The organism is Kitasatospora sp. NPDC059646 (assembly GCF_042734615.1).
Lineage (GTDB): Bacteria > Actinomycetota > Actinomycetes > Streptomycetales > Streptomycetaceae > Kitasatospora.
The window spans coordinates 1-17,723 of record NZ_JBHWDS010000079.1 but is presented as its reverse complement, the minus strand read 5'-3'; the positions used below and the strand labels follow the sequence as shown (position 1 = coordinate 17,723).

Genomic DNA, 17,723 nt, shown 5'->3' with positions numbered 1-17,723 from the left:
GCCCCGCACGTCCGATCCGCACGTTTCCGCTCCCCTCCCCCCGCATGGGCGCCGGGCCTGGCCGGCCTGCGCCCGGACCCTCGTCAGGAGTGCAATCCCGTGGACACCACCCGCAGCTCCCCGCGCGCCCGCCGCCCGCTGGTCGCGCTCGCCGCCGCGCTCTGCACGGCCGTCCTGGCCTCCGCCTGCACCGGCACCGACTCCGGTGGCGGGGAGGACGCCTCGGCGTCCGGCAAGGACGTGACGATCACGTTCTGGCACGGCTGGAACCAGGACAACGAGGTGAAGGCGATCAACGACAACATCGCCGCCTTCGAGAAACTGCACCCGAACATCCACGTCAAGGTGACGGGCGACATCGCCGACGAGAAGAGCCAGCAGGCGCTGCGGGCCGGCGGGCCGGGCGCACCGGACGTGGTGTCCTCGTTCAGCACCGACAACGTCGGCAAGTTCTGCTCCTCGCACGTGTGGGCGGACCTCGGGCCGCTGCTGAAGAAGGACGGGATCGACCCGGCGAAGACCTTCCCGCCGGCGATGCTCCAGTACAGCCAGTACCAGGGCACCCAGTGCTCGCTGCCGCTGCTCGGCGACGCCTACGGCCTGTACTGGAACAAGACCGCGTTCGCCGCGGCCGGGATCAGCGGCCCGCCGAAGACCTTCAGCGAGTTCGCCGACGCCGCCGCCAAGTTGACGATCCCCGACGGCGACTCGTTCAAGCAGCTGGGCTTCATGCCGAACTACCACGGCTACGAGACGCCGATCGCGCACTGGCTCGGCCAGTACGGCTCCAGCTACTTCGGTCCGGACGGGAAGTCGAACGTCGCCACCGATCCGACGGTGACGGCCGCGCTCACCTGGCAGAAGCAGCTCGTGGACCGGCTCGGCGGGTTCGAGAAGCTGGAGAAGTACCGCACCGGCTTCGGCGACGAGTTCAGCTCCAAGAACCCGTTCGCCACCGGGCAGGTCGCGATGAGCATGGACGGCGAGTGGCGGGCCGCCGCGCTGGCCGACGACAAGCCGTCCTTCGAGTGGGCGACCGCGCCGTTCCCGGTGCCGGACGAGCTGGCCTCCACCTACGGGCGCGGCTACCAGACCGGCACCGTCATCGGCATCGCCAACGGCTCCAAGAAGCGCACCGCCGCCTGGGAGCTCGTCAAGTACCTGACCACCGACACCGATGCGGTGGTGTCCTTCGCCAACGCCATCCACAACGTGCCGAGCACGCTGGCCGCGCTGGACTCGCCGAAGCTGGAGGCCGACGCGAACTTCCGGACCTTCCTGGACATCGCCCGCAACCCGAACTCCTCCACCACCCCGGCCAGCGTCAACGGCGGCGCGTACCAGATCTCGCTGCAGAACCTCAGCTTCGAGATCGAGTCCGGCAAGCAGACCGACCTGAAGGCCGGCCTGACCGCCACCGCCAAGGAGATCGACGACGCGATCAACCAGGCGAAGAAGTGACGGGCGCGCCATGGCACTCGTGAGTTCCCCCGTCCCGCCGGCGCTGCGGTCCAAGCGCCGGCGGGAGCGGGTCAGGACGCTGGCGTTCCTGTCCCCGTGGCTGGTCGGGTTCGGGTTCTTCTTCCTGTACCCGCTGGTGTCGACGGCCTACTTCTCCGTCATGAGCTACGACGGGTACACCCCGCCGACCTTCTCCGGCCTGCAGAACTGGGACTTCGTCTTCACCAAGTACCCGTCGTTCTGGAAGGGCCTGGGCAACACCCTGTGGCTGGTCGTTGTGATGGTCAGCCTGCGGGTGGTGTTCGGCCTCGGCGTCGGGATGCTGATCACCAAGGTGAAGTCCGGCGCCGGGTTCTTCCGCACCGCCTTCTACCTGCCGTACCTGGCCCCGCCGGTGGCCGCCACCATGGCGTTCGCCTTCCTGCTGAACCCGGGCACCGGCCCGGTCAACCACCTGCTGGGCGAGCTGGGCCTGCCGCAGCCGGGCTGGTTCACCGACCCGTCCTGGTCGAAGCCGGCGCTGACCCTGCTGGCCCTGTGGGGCGTCGGCGACCTGATGGTGATCTTCATGGCGGCGCTGCTGGACGTCCCCAAGGAGCAGTACGAGGCGGCCGAACTGGACGGCGCCGGGCCGTTCCAGCGGTTCCGGTACGTCACGCTGCCGAACATCTCGCCGATCGTGATGTTCGCCGTGGTCACCGGCGTGATCCAGACCATGCAGTACTACACGCAGGCGATCGTCGCCGGGAAGGTCGCCTCCGGCGTGATCGGCGGCTCCGGGCAGCAGTTCGAGCCCGGGTACCCGTCCGGGTCGACCTGGACGCTGCCGCAGATGGTCTACAACCTGGGCTTCCAGACCTACGACTACGGCTCCGCGTGCGTCGTCGCGATGGTCCTGTTCGCCCTGTCGACGGCGTTCACCTCGCTCCTGCTGCGCCGCAGGTCCGGCTTCCTGGCGGAGGACTGATGACGCTCGCTCCCGCACTGCCGCGCGAGGCCGCCGCCGCGGCCCCCGCCGCCGCCCGCACCGCCCGGCGCCGGGCCGCCCTGCACTGGGTGGCCGTGCACGCCCTGGCGATCGCCGCCGCGCTGTTCTTCCTGCTGCCGTTCGTGTTCGTCTTCCTCACCTCGGTGATGACGGACCACCAGGCCCTGACCTCCGACCTGTGGCCGCACCACTGGCAGTGGTCGAACTTCGCCAAGGTGTGGAACACCCCCGGTTTCCTCACCTGGTGGCGCAACACCCTGCTGTACGCCGCCGCCGGCACCGCGCTGACCGTCGCCTCCAGCCTGCCGGTGGCGTACGCGCTCGCCAGGTTCCGCTTCCGGGGCCGCAACCTGGCCCTGATGGCGGTGGTGTCGATGATGATGCTGCCGCCGCAGGTCACGGTGATCCCGATGTACCTGTTCTGGGCCAAGCAGCTGCACCTGACCGGCTCGCTGTGGCCGCTGGTGATCCCGATGGCGTTCGGGGACGCGTTCTCGATCTTCCTGCTGCGCCAGTTCCTGCTGACGATCCCCCAGGAGTACGTCGAGGCGGCCCGGATCGACGGCTGCGGCGAACTGCGCACCCTGCTGCGGGTGGTGCTGCCGATGGCGAAGCCCGCCGTCGCCGCCGTCGCGCTGTTCCAGTTCTTCTACTGCTGGAACGACTACTTCGGCCCGCAGATCTACGCCAGCGAGAACCCCGGCGCCTGGACGCTGAGTTACGGCCTGGAGTCGTTCAAGGGCTCCCACCACACCAACTGGAACCTCACCATGGCGGCCACGCTGCTGGTGCTGGCGCCGGTGATCGTTCTGTTCTTCTTCGCGCAACGCGCCTTCGTCGAAGGCGTCACACTGACAGGGGTCAAGGGCTGATGTCCGCACTGAAGTTGGCAATCGTCGGCGGCGGTTCCACCTACACGCCGGAGTTGATCGACGGGTTCGCGCGGCTGCGCGACACCCTGCCGATCGGCGAACTCGTGCTGATCGACCCGGCCGTGGAACGCCTGGAGCTGATCGCCGCGCTGGCCCGCCGGATCTTCGCCAAGCAGGGCCACGGCGCCGTCGTCAGCACCGCCACCGACGTCGCCGCCGGCGTGCAGGGCGCCGACGCGGTGCTGCTCCAGCTGCGGGTCGGCGGGCAGGCGGCGCGCAACCAGGACGAGACCTGGCCGCTGGAGTGCGGCTGCGTCGGGCAGGAGACCACCGGCGCCGGCGGCCTCGCCAAGGCGCTGCGCACCGTCCCCGTGGTGCTGGACATCGCCGAGCAGGTCCGCCGCACCAACCCGGACGCCTGGATCGTCGACTTCACCAACCCGGTCGGCATCGTCACCCGCGCCCTGCAGACCGCCGGCCACAAGGCCGTCGGCCTGTGCAACGTGGCGATCGGCTTCCAGCGCAAGTTCGCCGCCCACCTCGGCGTCGACCCGGAGCTGGTCCGCCTCGACCACGTCGGCCTCAACCACCTCACCTGGGAGCGCGGCGTCACCCTGCTCGACGCCCCGGACGCCCCCGGCGGCCGCGAGGTGCTGCCGCAGCTGCTCGCCGAGCACGGCGCGGCGATCGCCGCCGACCTGCACCTGCCCGAGCCGGTGATACGCCGCCTGGGCGTCGTCCCGTCCTACTACCTGCGCTACTTCTACCAGCACGACCTGGTGGTGGAGGAGCTCAAGGTCAAGGGGTCGCGGGCCGCCGAGGTCGCCGCCATCGAACGGCAGCTGCTGGAGATGTACGCCGACCCGGCGCTCGACACCAAGCCCGAGCTGCTCGGCAAGCGCGGCGGCGCGTTCTACTCGGAGGCCGCCGTCCAGCTGATCGCCTCGCTGCTCGGCACCGACGGCCGCACCACCGTCCAGGTCGTCAACACCCGCAACGACGGGGTGCTGCCGTTCCTGCCCGACGACGCGGTGATCGAGGTCCCCGCCGAGGTCGACGCCACCGGCGTGCGCCCGCTGCCGCAGCGGCCCGTCGAACCGCTGTACGCCGGCCTGATCGCCAACGTCACCGCGTACGAGCACCTGGCGCTGGACGCGGCGCTGCGCGGCGGCCGCGACCGGGTCTTCGACGCGCTGCTCGCCCACCCGCTGGTCGGCCAGCTCGACCTCGCCGAGCAGCTCACCGACCGGCTGCTCGCGCACAACCGCGACCACCTGGGCTGGGCGTGACCCGCGGATGAGAACAGCCCGTCCGAGAACGCGTCACCCGAGAACGCGTCACCGCACCGCCAGCAGGCACCACCACGGAGGGACCGGCCGATGAGCCACGCCGCACACCTGCCCGGCGTCCTCGCCGTGGACGCGGGCAACAGCAAGACCGACCTCGCCCTGGTCGGCGCCGACGGCCGGGTCCTCGGCACCGCCCGCGGCGGCGGCTTCCAGCCGCAGAACACCGGCTTCGAGGCCGCCGTCGCCGCGCTCGCCCCGCTGGTCGAGGACGTCGCCCGGCAGGCCGGCGTCCCGCTGCTGCCCGGCGGACGGCCGCTGACCAGCCACGTCAGCGCGTGCCTGGCCAACGCCGACCTGCCGGTGGAGGAGCAGCGCCTGCACGAGGCGATCACCGCGCACGGCTGGGCGCCGTCGGTGCACGTCGCCAACGACACCTTCGGCCTGCTGCGGGCCGGCACCGACGGGCCGCTCGGCGTCGCGGTGGTGTGCGGCGCGGGCACCAACTGCGTCGGCCTGCGGCCCGACGGGCGCACCGCCCGCTGGCCCGCGCTCGGCCGGCTCACCGGCGACTGGGGCGGCGGCGGCGGGCTCGCCGAGGCCGCCATGTGGCACGCCGCCCGGGCCGAGGACGGCCGCGGCGGACCCACCCTGCTCTCCCCCATGATCGGCGCGCACTTCGGCCTGGCCGGGGCCAACGCGGTCGCCGAGGCGATGCACCTCGGGCAGCTCGACCGGTCCCGGCTGCACGAGGTCTCCCAGGTGCTGTTCGCCGCCGCCGAGGCCGGCGACCCGACCGCGCTGTCCCTGGTGGACCGGCAGGCCGACGAGATCACCCGGTTCGCGACCATCGCGCTCACCCGCCTCGACCTGCTCGAACGGCCGGTCCCGGTGGTCCTCGGCGGCGGCGTGCTCGCCTCCCGGCACCCGCTGCTGCTCGACAACCTGACCGCCCGGCTGGCGGCCGCCGCGCCGCTCGCCGAGCCCCGCGTCGTGGTCGCCCCGCCGGTCCTCGGCGCGGCGCTGCTCGGCCTCGACCACCTCGGCGCGGACGACGCCGTCCACCGCCGCCTGCGCGCGGCGTACCCGACCGCGCACTCGATGGCGGCCTGACCGGCCATCACCCCGCAGTCCCGCCGCCGGCGGGAGCGCCGAGGCCGCACACCTCGCCCGCTCCCGCCGGCGGCGTCCCGCGTTCCCGGCCCGGTGCGAGGATCGGGGCTTGACCTTCCCCTTCGGGGAAGGCCGAGCATCGGTGGCGCCGGACACCGGTCCGGCACGAGGAGGCGGGGATGGAGCTGCTCACCATCGGGGCGTTCGCCCGGGCGGCCCGGCTGTCGCCGAAGGCGCTGCGGCTGTACGACGAACTGGGGCTGCTGCGGCCCGCCGAGGTGGACCCGGCGACCGGCTACCGGCGGTACGCGCCGGGGCAGTTGGAGCGGGCCCGGCTGGTGCTGTGGCTGCGCCGGCTCGGCATGCCGCTGGCCCGGATCCGGCTGGTGCTCGAACTGGAGCCCGCCCGGGCGGCCGAGGAGGTCGCCCGCTACTGGGAGTCGGTGCGGGCCGAGACCGAGGCCCGCCGGGAGCTCGCCGCCCTCCTCGTCGAGCACCTCTCGGGGAAGGACACCACGATGACGGACACCAGCACGGGCGCCCTGCGGATCCGCTACGCCGCCCGCACGGACACCGGCCTGGTCCGCGAGCGCAACGACGACGCCGCCTACGCGGGCGCCGGACTGGTCGCGGTCGCCGACGGCACCGGGCCGCACGGCGGCGGCGCCCTGGCCAGCGCCGCCGCGATCGAGGCGCTCAGGGAACTGGACCTGCCCGCCGGGGAGTTGCTGAACGTACTGGAGGACGCGGTGGCCCGGATCGACGGCCGGGTCGGCGCCGCCTCCGGACTCCCGGACACCGGGACCACGCTGACGGCGATGCTCTGGTCCGACGCGCAGCTCGCCCTGGTGCACATCGGCGACTCCCGGGCGTACCTGCTGCGCGGCGGCGAACTGTTCCAGATCACCCACGACCACACGCTGGTCCAGTCGCTCGTCGACGACGGCCGCCTCACCCTGGAGGAGGCCGCCTCGCACCCGCAACGCATGCTGCTGGTCCGGGCGTTGACCGGCTCCGGCGACAACCGTCCGGACGTCTCGCTGCACACCGCCCGCCCCGGCGACCGCTACCTGCTCTGCTCGGACGGCCTGTCCCGGTGGGTCCACGCCGAGGCCCTGCACACCGCGCTGAGCACCATCACGGCGCCCGAGCAGGCGGTGCAGCAGCTGGTCGCCCTCGCCAACCGGGCGGGCGGGCCGGACAACATCGCCTGCGCGATCGCGGACGTCGAGGCGGATCCGGAGACTGCCGCGGACGCCGCCCGGAGGTGACGGTACGTCACCTGGCCGACAAGTTCCCGGAACGCATCTCGATTGGGGAAAATCTCGGCGCGGTGCGCAGGATGCCCCGTTCTGTCCGTTGAACGCCACGGTCCGCGACCGCTAGCGTCGCGCACTCACAGCGTGTCCGACGGGGGTGCGCGGGGAGACCGGGAGCCGACGCCAGATGGCGATCCGTAAGTCCACCATGCAGGAGCAGGTCGCCGCGGCGATCGCCGCGATCGAGCCGAACGACCGCCCGGTGGTGACCTTCCACACCATTTCGGGCCCGAGCCCGTGGCTGATGAGCCAGCTCGGCCTGATCGGCCAGCTGTTCGTGAAGTACTACTTCGTCACCCTGACCCACCGGGTCGTCACGGTGCACCGCGCCTCCCGGATGAGCAACCGTCCGCAGGAGCTCGTGCACGTCGTCCCGCTGGACCAGGCGCGCGCGTCGATCACCGACGTCAACCGGGCCACCCTGTGGAGCTCGCTGAAGTTCCAGTTCCCGGGCGAGCCGAAGCCGACCCGCCTGAACATCGGCCGCTACTGGCGCAACGAGCTGGACACCTTCGTCAACGGCCTGTTCGGCGGCGGCCCGGCCGTCCCGCCGCAGGGCCAGCCGGTGGCCAACCCGTACCAGGCCTGACCGCCGCCGAGGCGCCCGCCCGGACCCCCGGGCGGGCGCCTCGGCGCGTGACGGGCGGTCAGCGCAGGTGCGCGGCCGCCCACTCGGCGAGCAGCCGGGCGCAGCCGTCCACGGACGCCTGCCAGCTGAGCTCCGCACCGTCGCCGGCCCCGTCGCTGACGTGCTTGACCAGGCGGACCGGCAGCTGCGCGCGGCGGGCGACGGTGGCGAGCGCGTAGCCCTCCATGTCGACCAGGTCGGCGGTGCGGGCCAGCTGGTCGCGGTCGGCGTCCGAGGACACGAACCGGTCGCCGGTGGCGAGCACCGGTCCGCTCCCGCCGAGGTCGATCGGGCCGTCCAGCGGGCGGCCGGTGAGCTGCTCCAGCAGCGGGGTGTCCAGGTCGTGCTGGAGCACCCGGCCGATCTCGTGGGTGCCGGCCAGGCCGGGCCGCAGCGCCCCGGCGGTGCCCAGGTTGACCACCGCGGACGGCTTCGCGCCGCCCGCCAGCACGGTGGCCAGCGCGGCCGCCGCGTTGACCTTCCCCATGCCGGTCAGCAGCACCGGCAGTCCGGCGTCCAGGTGCGCGGCCTCCTCGGGCAGCGCGAGGACGAGCAGGGGGCGGTCGGGGGTCACGGTTCCGATCAGGCGCATGACCGAAAGCTTACGAGGAACCGGAACCGCGGAGCCCGCGCCCGGCGTCGCAGCGGACGCGGACCGGACCGCGGACGGACGGGCACGAAGAGATCAACTCCCGCTCAAGTCGGGTGTGCTGGGCGGCCCGGGCCGCCATACTGCGGGATGGCGGGGGACGTCGGACGGGGAGGGCGGACGGTGGCAGCACCGGCAGTGGCACAGGCGCAGGCGGGCGCGGTCGCGCCGCCCGCGACCCGCGGACCGGGGCCGGTGGCGCGGCTGCGCCGGGCGGCGGCCACCCCGCCGGGGCGGCTGCGCGCGGCGGGCGCGGTGCTGGCGGCCCTGGTGCTGCTGTTCGGCGCGGTCGCGGTCTGGCAGTCCGCGCACCGCTCCCGGGCGGCCGGGCAGGTGGTGACCGGCAGCGGCCCGCTCAGCCAGGACGCCGCCGAGATCTACCGCCGGCTGGCGGACGCCGACGCGACCGCCGCCGCCGGGTTCCTGCTGGCCGGCGACGAGCCCGCCGAGGTCCGCGCCCGCTACCAGGACGACCTGGCGACCGCCTCCCGGCTGATCGCCGAGGCCGCCGGGCGCAGCGGCGGCTCCGCCGGGGCGCAGCACTCGCTGTCCGAGCTCAACCGCCAACTGCCGCGCTACGCCGGCCTGGTGGAGACCGCGCGGGCGATCAACCGGCAGGGCCTGCCGCTCGGCGGCGCCTACCTGCGGTACGCCTCCGACCTGATGCAGGGCACCGTCCTGCCGGAGGCGCAGCGGCTGGCCGACGCCGAATCGGCCGGCCTGGACGCCGACTACCGCACCGCCGGGGCGGTCCCGTGGACGGCGCTGGCGCTCGGCGTCCTCGCGCTGGCCGCGCTGGGCCGCTACCAGGTGCTGCTGTTCCGCCGCACCAACCGGGTGTTCAACCCGGGCCTGCTGGGCGCCTCGCTGGCCGTGTTCACCGCAGTGGTGTGGCTGGCGGCGGGCACCGCGACGGCCAATTCCGACCTGGAGACCAGCCGCCGGTACGGCACCCGGCCGCTGCGCGACCTGGACCTGGTGCGGATCGAGGCCCTGCAGGCGCACACCGCGGAGAACCTCAACCTGGTGGCCCGCGGCGCCAGCGACAGGTACACCAAGCAGTGGGACGACCTGGTCAGGAAGCTCGACGAGAGCCCGCGCTTCCCCGGGTCCGTCGACAGGCTGGCGATCGGCGGGCCGGACTCCGCGACCGGCCCGCTGAACGACGCGGCGCAGCAGTACGCGCAGTGGCAGGCCCGGCACAAGGACGCCGCCGCGAAGGACTCGGCCGGCGACTACGAGGCGGCCCTGCGGGCGACCCTGACGCCGCGCGGCACCGACGCCACCGCGGAGGCCGCGTTCCGGGCCGCCGACGCGAAGTGGGCGCTCGCCGCGCAGGCCGAGCAGGACGCGTTCGCCCGCGCGGCGGGCGGCGTGGACGGCGTGCTCGCCGGGCAGGCGGTGGCCGCCGGCGTGCTGTCCGCGCTGGCCGCGGGCGCCGCGCTGCGCGGCATCGGGCGCCGACTGGCCGAGTACCGGTAGAGGGGGACGAGGATGCGCACGGCAAGGTCACGGATCCTGGTGGCGGCCACGGTGCTGGCCGCCGGACTGCTCGGCACCGGCAGCGCCGACGGCGCGGGCGGCCCCGCCCCGCTCGCCGCGCCGCAGGCGGCGCCGCAGGCCCCGGCGGACGCCTGCGACCCGACGGACTCGCTGCCGCCCCGCCAGTCGGCCGGCGCGAGGATCGCCAAGATCCGCGAGCGCGGCACCCTGGTGGTCGGCGTCGACCAGAACAGCTACCACTGGGGCTTCCGCAACCCGCAGACCGGCCGGATCGAGGGCTTCGACATCGACCTGGCGCACGCCATCGCCAAGTCGGTGCTCGGCGATCCCGACAAGGTCACCCTGAAGACCGTGCCCACCGCCCGCCGGGTCGACGCGGTGAAGAACGGCGAGGTCGACCTGATCACCCGCACCATGACCATCACCTGCGAGCGCAAGAAGGACATCGCCTTCTCCGTCCCGTACTTCCGGGTCGCCCAGCGGGTGGTGGTGCCGAAGGCCGCGCACGCCAGGACCGTCGACGAGGCGCTGAAGGGCAAGCGGGCCTGCGTCGCGCAGACCTCCTCCTCCGAGGCCGAGCTGAAGCGCAACCCGCACGGCACCGTCTCGGTGGTCGCCCTGGAGAACCAACTGGACTGCCTGGTGCGGATGCAACTCGGCGAGGTCGACGCCACCCTGACGGACAGTGAGCTGGCTGCCGCGCAGGTCGCCCAGGACCCGATGGTCGAACTCGTCGGCGAGCCGTTCCTGCCCGCGTTCATGGGCGTCGCGATGAACCAGAACGACACCGACCTGATCGCCTGGGTCAACCAGGTGCTCGCCGACTGGCGGTCCGGCGGCGGCTGGCGCGCCTCCTACGACACCTGGCTGCGCGACACCATGGGGGCCCCCGACCCGTACCTGCCGTGACCGCCCGGCGGGCGCGGGCGGGGGACCGCCGTCCGCCCCGCACCGGGCGTCGGGGAGACTTGCCGCCGACGGGCCGGGCCGACGCCCCGTCACCACGAGCGAGGCCGAGAGGAGGAACCGCGATGGCCGGAGGGACCCGCCCGGTGATGAACCGTGAGGAGGTCGACCGCGCGCTCGCCCGGCTGGGCGCCGAACGCGACGCGATCGAGGCGGCGCTGCTGGCGCTCCAGGACCACCCCGGGCTGCGGCTGCTGACCGGCGCCGAACTGACCGGGCGCACCCGGGAGCGCTGGGCGGTCGCCGAGGGCGGCCTGGCCCTGCTGTGGGCGCTGTTCGACCGGTACGCGGAGGCGCTGGCCTCGGCCCGCGCGGTGCGCTCGCGCCGCACCCGGCCCACCGCCGCCGAACTCGCCGAGCTCGGCGAGCTGCTGTCCGGCCGCGCCGTCACCGTCTCCGGCGGCCGCCTCCCCGAGGCGGCCGGCCAACTCGGCGCGCCCGCCCGGCTGGTGGAGCGGATCACGCTGGCCGAACTGCTGGAGCGGATGAACGCCTGGTACGCCGTCGTGGTCGAGGTGGTCAGCGCCGTCGACGCGGTCTGGTCGGCGCTGCCGGCCCGGATCGACCTGCTGCTCGCCGAACTCGGCCGGGTGCAGATGCTCGCCCTGTCCGTCGGCGTCCGCCCCGGCAGCCACCCGCTGGCCGACGAACTCGCGCAGCTCGCGGACGGGTTGACGGCGCTGCGGGCCGAAGTGGTCGCCGACCCGCTCGCCCTGTGGCGGCCCGCCCGGGTGCCCGCGCAGGCCGGCCGGGCCGCGGAGACCGCCGCCTGGGCCTCCCCCGCCGGCGCCGTCGACACCACCGGCTACGACCGGATGGGCCGCGCCCTGGACGACGTCCGGGTCGAGCTGGAGGGGCTGCTGCGGCTGCGCGACGAGTCCCACGAGCGCCTCCAGCAGGTCGCCGACCTGCTGCAGCGCGCCGACCTGACGCTCGCCGAGGCCCGCCGGGCCCGCGGCGAGGTGCTGGCGAAGATCGCCGCCACCGAGGTGCCCGCCGTCCCCCGCCCGCCGGCCGCGCTGCGCGAGGCGATCGCGCAGGCCGTCGACTTCCAGCAGACCGGCCAGTGGCACCGCCTCGGCCCGCTGCTGGACGCCTTGGAGAACGCCGCCGCCAAGGAGCTCGGCCGGGCCCGGCAGGCGCTCACCGAGGTCGCCCAGCCGCTCGCCGTCCGCGCCGAACTGCGCGGCCGGCTGGAGGCGTACAAGGCGATGGCCGCCCGGCTCGGCCTCGCCGAGGACCCCGAGGTGGTCGAGCGCTTCGAGAAGGCCCGCTGGCTGCTCTGGAGCGCCCCCTGCGACCTGCGGGCCGGCGCCGACGCCGTGGCCCGCTTCCAGCGCGCGCTGCGCGCCCCGGAACGGCAGCCCGAACCAGCACAGACCGACGAACCGGCCCAGGGGGAGGAGACCGATGGCTGAGGCGTGCGCCCGTCCGGACTGCGACGGCGGGATCGACCCGGACGGCTACTGCACCGAGTGCGGCCTCGCCCCGTCCGGCACCGGCAGCACGGCCGCCGCGGGCACCGCCGCCGGCACCGGCGCCACGGCCTCGACCGGCAGCACCGCCGCCGCGCCCGCCGCGGGCCGGCCCTGCGGCCGCTCCGGCTGCGACGGGGAGCTCGACCCCGACGGCTTCTGCACCGAATGCGGTCTCGCGCCCGCCACCGGCGTCTCCGTCCCGGCCCCGCGCAAGGCCCCGGCACCCGACCGTCCCTGCGAACGGCCGGACTGCGACGGCACCATCGACCCCGACGGCTTCTGCACCGAGTGCGGCCTCGCCCCGTCCGCCACCGGCAGCTCCGCGCGCAGCGCCCCCGCCACCGGCGCCTCCGCGTCCACCGCGCGCCAGGCCCCCGCGCCCGGCGACCCGTGCGGGCGCACCGGCTGCGACGGCGCCATCGACCCCGACGGCTACTGCGACGACTGCGGGCTGGCCGCCGAACCCGCCGCCTCCGCCCCGGACCCCGTCTCGGCCCCGGTGTCGATCTCCGCGTGGTCCGGCCCGGCCCCCACCTCCTCGGGGCGCTCGCGCTCGCTGCGCTCGGCCCGCACCTCCTCCGGCCGGTCGGTCTCGGTGCGCAGCGCCCGGGGCAGCAGCGGCACCGGCCGGCGCGGCAACCTGGGCGCCGGCCTGGTCGCGGTGCCGCCGGTGCCGGCCGCGGACCCGTCCCGGGCGGTGCTGAAGGACCCTCAGGTGCCGGAGGCCAAGCGGTTCTGCTCGCGCTGCGACCATCCGGTGGGCCGCGAGAAGAACGGCGTCCCCGGCCGCCCGGAGGGCTTCTGCACCAAGTGCGGCACCCCGTACTCGTTCACGCCGAAGCTGGTGCGCGGCGACCTGGTCGGCGGCCAGTACGAGGTGATGGGCTGCCTGGCGCACGGCGGGCTCGGCTGGATCTACCTGGCGGTGGACCGCCGGGTCAACGACCGCTGGGTGGTGCTGAAGGGCCTGCTGGACACCGGCGACGAGGACGCGCTCGCGGTGGCGATCGCCGAACGGCGGTTCCTGGCCGAGGTCGACCACCCGAACATCGTCCGGATCATCAACTTCGTCGAGCACCCCGACCCCCGCGGCACCACCGCCGACGGCTACATCGTGATGGAGTACGTCGGCGGCAAGTCGCTGAAGGACATCGCGGGCGAGCGCCGCACCCCGGACGGCCGCCGGGCGCCGATGCCGGTCGAGCAGGCCGTCGCGTACGCCCTGGAGGCGCTGCCCGCGCTCGGCTACCTGCACGCCCGCGGGCTGGTGTACTGCGACTTCAAGCTGGACAACGTGATCCAGTCGGACGACACGCTCAAACTGATCGACCTGGGCGCCGTCCGCCGGCTCGACGACGACGGGCCGATCTACGGCACCGTCGGCTACCAGGCCCCGGAGATCGCCACCGACGGGCCGTCCCCCGCCTCCGACCTGTACACGGTGGGCCGCACGCTGGCCGTGCTGACCTTCGACTTCCACGGCTGGACCGACCGCCGCCGGCACGAACTCCCCGGCCCGGACGAGGTCGAGGTGTTCGCCCGCTACGAGTCCTTCCACCGCTTCCTGCTGCGCGCCACCGATCCCGACCCGGCCCGCCGGTTCGCCTCCGCCGAGGAGATGGCCGGCCAGCTCACCGGCGTGCTGCGCGAGGTGCTCAGCCTCCAGGACGGCCGGGCGCGGCCCGCGGTCTCCACCCTGTTCGGCCCGGAACTGCGCGTCGTGGACCCCGAGTTCGGCGGGCAGCGGCCGGACCCGCGGGCCGCCGCGCTGGCCCTGCCCGCGCCGCTGGTCGACCCCGCCGACCCGAACGCGGGCTTCCTGTCCGCGCTGCCCGCCACCGACCCGGCCGAGGCGCTCACCGCGCTGCGGGCGGCCGGCGCCGAATCCCCGGAGCTGCGCCTGCGGGTGGTGCGCGCCCACCTGGAGCTCGCCGACGACGACACCGCCGGCCAGGCCCTGGCCGCGCTGGAGGACGAGCACCCGGGCGACTGGCGGGTGGTCTGGTACCGGGCGCTGGCCGCGCTCGCGGCGGGCCGGGCCGAGGCCGCCGCGGAGTCCTTCGACGCCGTGTACGACGCCTTCCCGGGCGAGGCCGCGCCCAAGCTGGCGCTCGCGGTCTGCGCCGAACTGCTCGGCGACACCGAGGACGCCGCCGCGCACTACGCGCTGGTCGGCGGCACCGACCGGTCGTTCGTCGGCGCCGCGTTCGGCCTGGCCCGGGTCCGGCTGCTGGCCGGCGACCGGCCCGGCGCGGTCGCCGCGCTGCAGTCCGTGCCGGAGAGCTCCACGCACCACACCGCGGCCCGGATCGGCGCGGTCCGCGCCCGGCTGCGCGGACGGGCCGTCACCGACCCGCTGGCGGCCGAACTCGCCGACAGCTCCGCCCAGCTGACGGCGCTCTCGCTGGACGCCAGGCGGCGCGAGGAACTCGCCGTCGAAGTGCTGGAGACGGCCCTCGCCTGGGTGCTCGCCGGGGCCGCCGGGAAGCCCGCCACGCTCAGCGTGCTGGGACATCCCGCCGCGGAACGGGAACTGCGGCTCGCCCTGGAACACTCCTACCGGGTGTTGGCGCGGTTGACCGACCGCGCCGAGAAGAGGATCGAGTGGGTGGAACGGGCCAACCGGGCCCGCCCCCGGACGTGGGTGTGAACATGCCGCAGCAGACCGAGTGCCCGACCTGTGCCGAACCGCTGGGGCCCCAGGACGCCTTCTGCGGGGCCTGCGGCACCGCCCTGACCGGGCCGCCGACCCTGCGCGACCTGCCGGTGGTGCCCAGCTGCCCGCACTGCGGCTCCACCGAGCTCGCCGACGGCTGGTGCCAGCGCTGCGGGCACGCCCAGCCCCGCGAGCGCGACCACCAGGAGCACGAGGTGACGGGCGTCGCCGCGGTCTCCGACCGCGGCCTGCGCCACCACCGCAACGAGGACGCGTTCGGCGTCGCCGCCACCGAGGGCCCCGACGGCACGCCCGCCGTGGTCGCCGTGGTCTGCGACGGCGTCTCCTCCTCGGCCCGCCCCGACGAGGCGTCCGCCACCGCCGTCACCGCCGCCACCGACTCGCTGCTCGCCGCGCTGGCCGCCGGCCGCGACCCCGGGCAGGCCATGCACGAGGCGATCGGCGCCGCCAACCGGGCCGTCACCGCCCTCGCCCACGACGGCACCCCCGCCGAGCCGGGCCGCCACAACAACGCGCCCGCCTGCACCTACGTCAGCGCGGTCAGCACCGGCGGCCTGGTCACCATCGGCTGGGTCGGCGACACCCGCGCCTACTGGATCCCGGACGACCGCGAGTCCGCCGAGCCGTACCGCCTGACCGAGGACGACTCCTGGGCGGCCCGGATGGTCGCCGCCCGGCTGATGGACGAGGCCGAGGCGTACGCCGACCCGCGCGCCCACGCCATCACCGGCTGGCTCGGCGCCGACGCCGAGGATCTCGACCCGCACACCGTCAGCTTCACCCCGCACGTCCCGGGCGTGCTGCTGGTCTGCACCGACGGCCTGTGGAACTACGCCGAGGCCGCCACCGACCTGGCGTTCTTCGTCCGCTCCGACGCCCGCGCCGAACCGCTGGCCGCCGCCCGCGCCCTGGTGCGGTTCGCCGTCGAACGCGGCGGGCACGACAACATCACCGTCGCGGTGCTGCCGATCGACCCGCCCACCGCGCCGGCCGTCCACGACGCCACCCTGCTCGACGTCCCGCTGCCGCGCGCCGCCGACCCGGACGCCACCGTGCCGCTGCGCCGGGCCGTCGAACCGGCCGGGAACTGACCCCTTCCGACTCTCCGACAGGAGCCCACCGCATGGCCTCGTTGTCCAAGCCCGGCGCGCCCAGATTCGACGTCGACGTCTTCCAGAACGAGTACCTCGCCCAGGGCGCCCGGGAGGTCAACGCGATCGTCACCGTCACCGCGACCGGCGGCGGCACCTCCGGCGGCCGGCCGCTCTCCGCGACCGGCGGCGGGCCCGGCGCCGCCGTGGTGCTGGTGATCGACTGCTCCGGCTCGATGGAGCACCCCGACACCAAGATGCGGCACGCCCGGGAGGCCACCGCCGCCGCCATCGACACCCTGCGCGAGGGCGTCGCGTTCGCCGTGGTGGCCGGCACCCACGAGGCCGTGGACGTGTTCCCCGGCAACGGCCGGCTCGCCGTCGTCGACCGGTACACCCGCGGCCACGCCAAGGAGGCGCTGCGCCGCCTCAAGCCGTCCGGCGGCACCGCCATAGGCACCTGGATCAGCAAGGCCCGGCAGCTGTTCGACTCGCACCCGCAGGCGTCGATCCGGCACGCCGTGCTGCTCACCGACGGCCGCAACGAGCACGAGCACCCCGCCGACCTGCAGCGCGCCCTGGACGCGGCGACCGGCGCCTTCACCGCCGACTGCCGCGGCGTCGGCACCGACTGGGAGGTCGCCGAACTGCGGAAGATCTCCTCCGCGCTGCTCGGCACCGTCGACATCGTCGCCGAACCGTCCGGCCTGGCCGACGACTTCCGCGCCATGATGGCCGCCGCCATGGGCAAGCAGGTCGCCGACGTGGCGCTGCGGGTGTGGACGCCCGCCAACGCCCGGGTGAAGTTCGTCAAGCAGGTCGCGCCCGCCGTCGAGGACCTCACCGACCGCCGCACCGACGCCGGGACGCGCGCCGGGGACTACCCGACCGGGTCGTGGGGCGACGAGTCCCGCGACTACCACGTGTGCGTGGAGGTCCCGGCCGCCGACGTCGGCAACGAGATGCTGGCCGCCCGGATCAGCCTGGTGCTGCCGCAGCCCGACGGCGCCGCCGAGGTGCTCGGCCAGGGCCTGGTCCGCGCCGTGTGGACCGACGACCTGGCGTCCTCGACCCGGATCAACGCCCAGGTCGCGCACTACACCGGCCAGGCCGAACTGGCCGACTCCATCCGCGACGGCCTGGAGGCCCACCGGGCGGGCGACCTGGACCGCGCCACCGCGAAGCTGGGCGCCGCCGTCCGGCTCGCCCACGCCGGCGGCAACGAGGGCACCCTCAAGCTGCTGCGGAAGGTGGTGGACGTGGTCGACGCGCGGGAGGGTACCGTTCGGTTCCGTAAGAACGTGAGCGAGGCCGACTCGATGACACTCGAGACCCGATCGACCAAGACCGTGCGCGTGAAGAAGTGAGCCGGACAGCCGCCGGACCGATCCTGCCGAAATGTGGGGGACCTGATGCCGATCTGCCCTAGGGGACACGAGTCGCAGGCCGAGGACTGGTGCGACTACTGCGGGTTCCCGATGACCCCGCCGCCCGGCCTGGCCATCCCCGGCTTCCCCGCCGCCCCGGCCCAGCCCGGCGGCCCCGCCGCGCCCGCCGCCCCGCAGGCCCCGTACGGCGGCTACCCGCCGGCCGGCCCGGGCGGCACCCCGCCGTCCGGCACCCCGGCCGGGGGCGGCGGCTACTTCGAGCCCCGCCGGCCCGCCACTCCGCCCGGCGGCACGCCCACCGGCC

Annotated in this window: 14 protein-coding genes and 1 pseudogene; 14 read left to right on the top strand and 1 reads right to left on the bottom strand. The window is 74.8% G+C overall.

Going from position 1 to position 17,723, the window contains the following annotated elements; translation table 11 throughout:
* Positions 1-99 precede the first annotated feature (99 nt).
* The 7 genes from ACFV1L_RS34445 to ACFV1L_RS34415 all read left to right on the top strand — a co-directional run bounded on the left by ACFV1L_RS34445 (position 100) and on the right by ACFV1L_RS34415 (position 7,628).
* Entirely contained in the window at positions 100-1,461 is a 1,362-nt protein-coding gene (locus tag ACFV1L_RS34445; protein ID WP_380373740.1) for an ABC transporter substrate-binding protein, read from the top strand.
* Between the two features lie 10 nt (positions 1,462-1,471).
* Positions 1,472-2,428 (top strand): carbohydrate ABC transporter permease, encoded by a 957-nt coding sequence (locus ACFV1L_RS34440; RefSeq protein ID WP_380373737.1) that lies wholly within the window; start codon positions 1,472-1,474, stop codon positions 2,426-2,428.
* Complete coding sequence (locus ACFV1L_RS34435; protein ID WP_380373734.1) at positions 2,428-3,321, top strand: carbohydrate ABC transporter permease; 894 nt, start codon at positions 2,428-2,430, stop codon at positions 3,319-3,321. The genes ACFV1L_RS34440 and ACFV1L_RS34435 overlap by 1 nt, the downstream gene beginning before the upstream one ends.
* Positions 3,321-4,610 carry a 6-phospho-beta-glucosidase gene (locus ACFV1L_RS34430; protein ID WP_380373731.1) on the top strand — a complete coding sequence of 430 codons (1,290 nt, stop codon included), beginning with the start codon at positions 3,321-3,323 and terminating at the stop codon, positions 4,608-4,610. Before ACFV1L_RS34435 ends, ACFV1L_RS34430 begins: the two co-directional genes overlap by 1 nt.
* Before the next feature lie 90 nt (positions 4,611-4,700).
* Positions 4,701-5,720, top strand: coding sequence for an N-acetylglucosamine kinase (locus ACFV1L_RS34425; protein WP_380373729.1), 1,020 nt, complete (start codon positions 4,701-4,703; stop codon positions 5,718-5,720).
* 179 nt (positions 5,721-5,899) lie between these two features.
* The gene (locus tag ACFV1L_RS34420; RefSeq protein ID WP_380373726.1) at positions 5,900-6,991 is read left to right on the top strand and encodes a MerR family transcriptional regulator; all 1,092 of its coding nucleotides are present in this window, start codon (positions 5,900-5,902) and stop codon (positions 6,989-6,991) included.
* Between the two features lie 175 nt (positions 6,992-7,166).
* On the top strand, positions 7,167-7,628 hold the full coding sequence (locus ACFV1L_RS34415) for a hypothetical protein (protein WP_380373723.1): 462 nt from the start codon (positions 7,167-7,169) through the stop codon (positions 7,626-7,628).
* Positions 7,629-7,686: 58 nt separating this feature from the next.
* On the opposite strand, the gene ACFV1L_RS34410 is transcribed toward ACFV1L_RS34415, so the two are convergent.
* Positions 7,687-8,259, bottom strand: a complete 573-nt coding sequence (locus tag ACFV1L_RS34410) for a nucleosidase (protein WP_380373720.1) — start codon at positions 8,257-8,259, stop codon at positions 7,687-7,689.
* 180 nt (positions 8,260-8,439) lie between these two features.
* Here ACFV1L_RS34410 and ACFV1L_RS34405 point away from each other — a divergent pair, with 180 nt between their 5' ends.
* The 7 genes and pseudogenes from ACFV1L_RS34405 to ACFV1L_RS34375 all read left to right on the top strand — a co-directional run.
* Positions 8,440-9,798 carry a hypothetical protein gene (locus ACFV1L_RS34405; protein ID WP_380373717.1) on the top strand — a complete coding sequence of 453 codons (1,359 nt, stop codon included), beginning with the start codon at positions 8,440-8,442 and terminating at the stop codon, positions 9,796-9,798.
* A 12-nt stretch (positions 9,799-9,810) separates the two neighbouring features.
* Positions 9,811-10,728, top strand: coding sequence for a glutamate ABC transporter substrate-binding protein (locus ACFV1L_RS34400; protein WP_380373714.1), 918 nt, complete (start codon positions 9,811-9,813; stop codon positions 10,726-10,728).
* Between the two features lie 122 nt (positions 10,729-10,850).
* Positions 10,851-12,203 carry a hypothetical protein gene (locus tag ACFV1L_RS34395; protein ID WP_380373711.1) on the top strand — a complete coding sequence of 451 codons (1,353 nt, stop codon included), beginning with the start codon at positions 10,851-10,853 and terminating at the stop codon, positions 12,201-12,203.
* Complete coding sequence (locus ACFV1L_RS34390; protein WP_380373708.1) at positions 12,196-14,913, top strand: tetratricopeptide repeat protein; 2,718 nt, start codon at positions 12,196-12,198, stop codon at positions 14,911-14,913. Before ACFV1L_RS34395 ends, ACFV1L_RS34390 begins: the two co-directional genes overlap by 8 nt.
* A gap of 2 nt (positions 14,914-14,915) precedes the next feature.
* Positions 14,916-16,031, top strand: coding sequence for a PP2C family serine/threonine-protein phosphatase (locus ACFV1L_RS34385; RefSeq protein WP_380373705.1), 1,116 nt, complete (start codon positions 14,916-14,918; stop codon positions 16,029-16,031).
* Positions 16,032-16,063: 32 nt separating this feature from the next.
* Positions 16,064-17,398: a VWA domain-containing protein gene (locus ACFV1L_RS34380; RefSeq protein WP_380373702.1), complete on the top strand. Its 1,335-nt coding sequence runs from the start codon at positions 16,064-16,066 to the stop codon at positions 17,396-17,398.
* 33 nt (positions 17,399-17,431) lie between these two features.
* A pseudogene (locus tag ACFV1L_RS34375) lies at positions 17,432-17,723 on the top strand (phosphopeptide-binding protein); the annotation flags it as partial.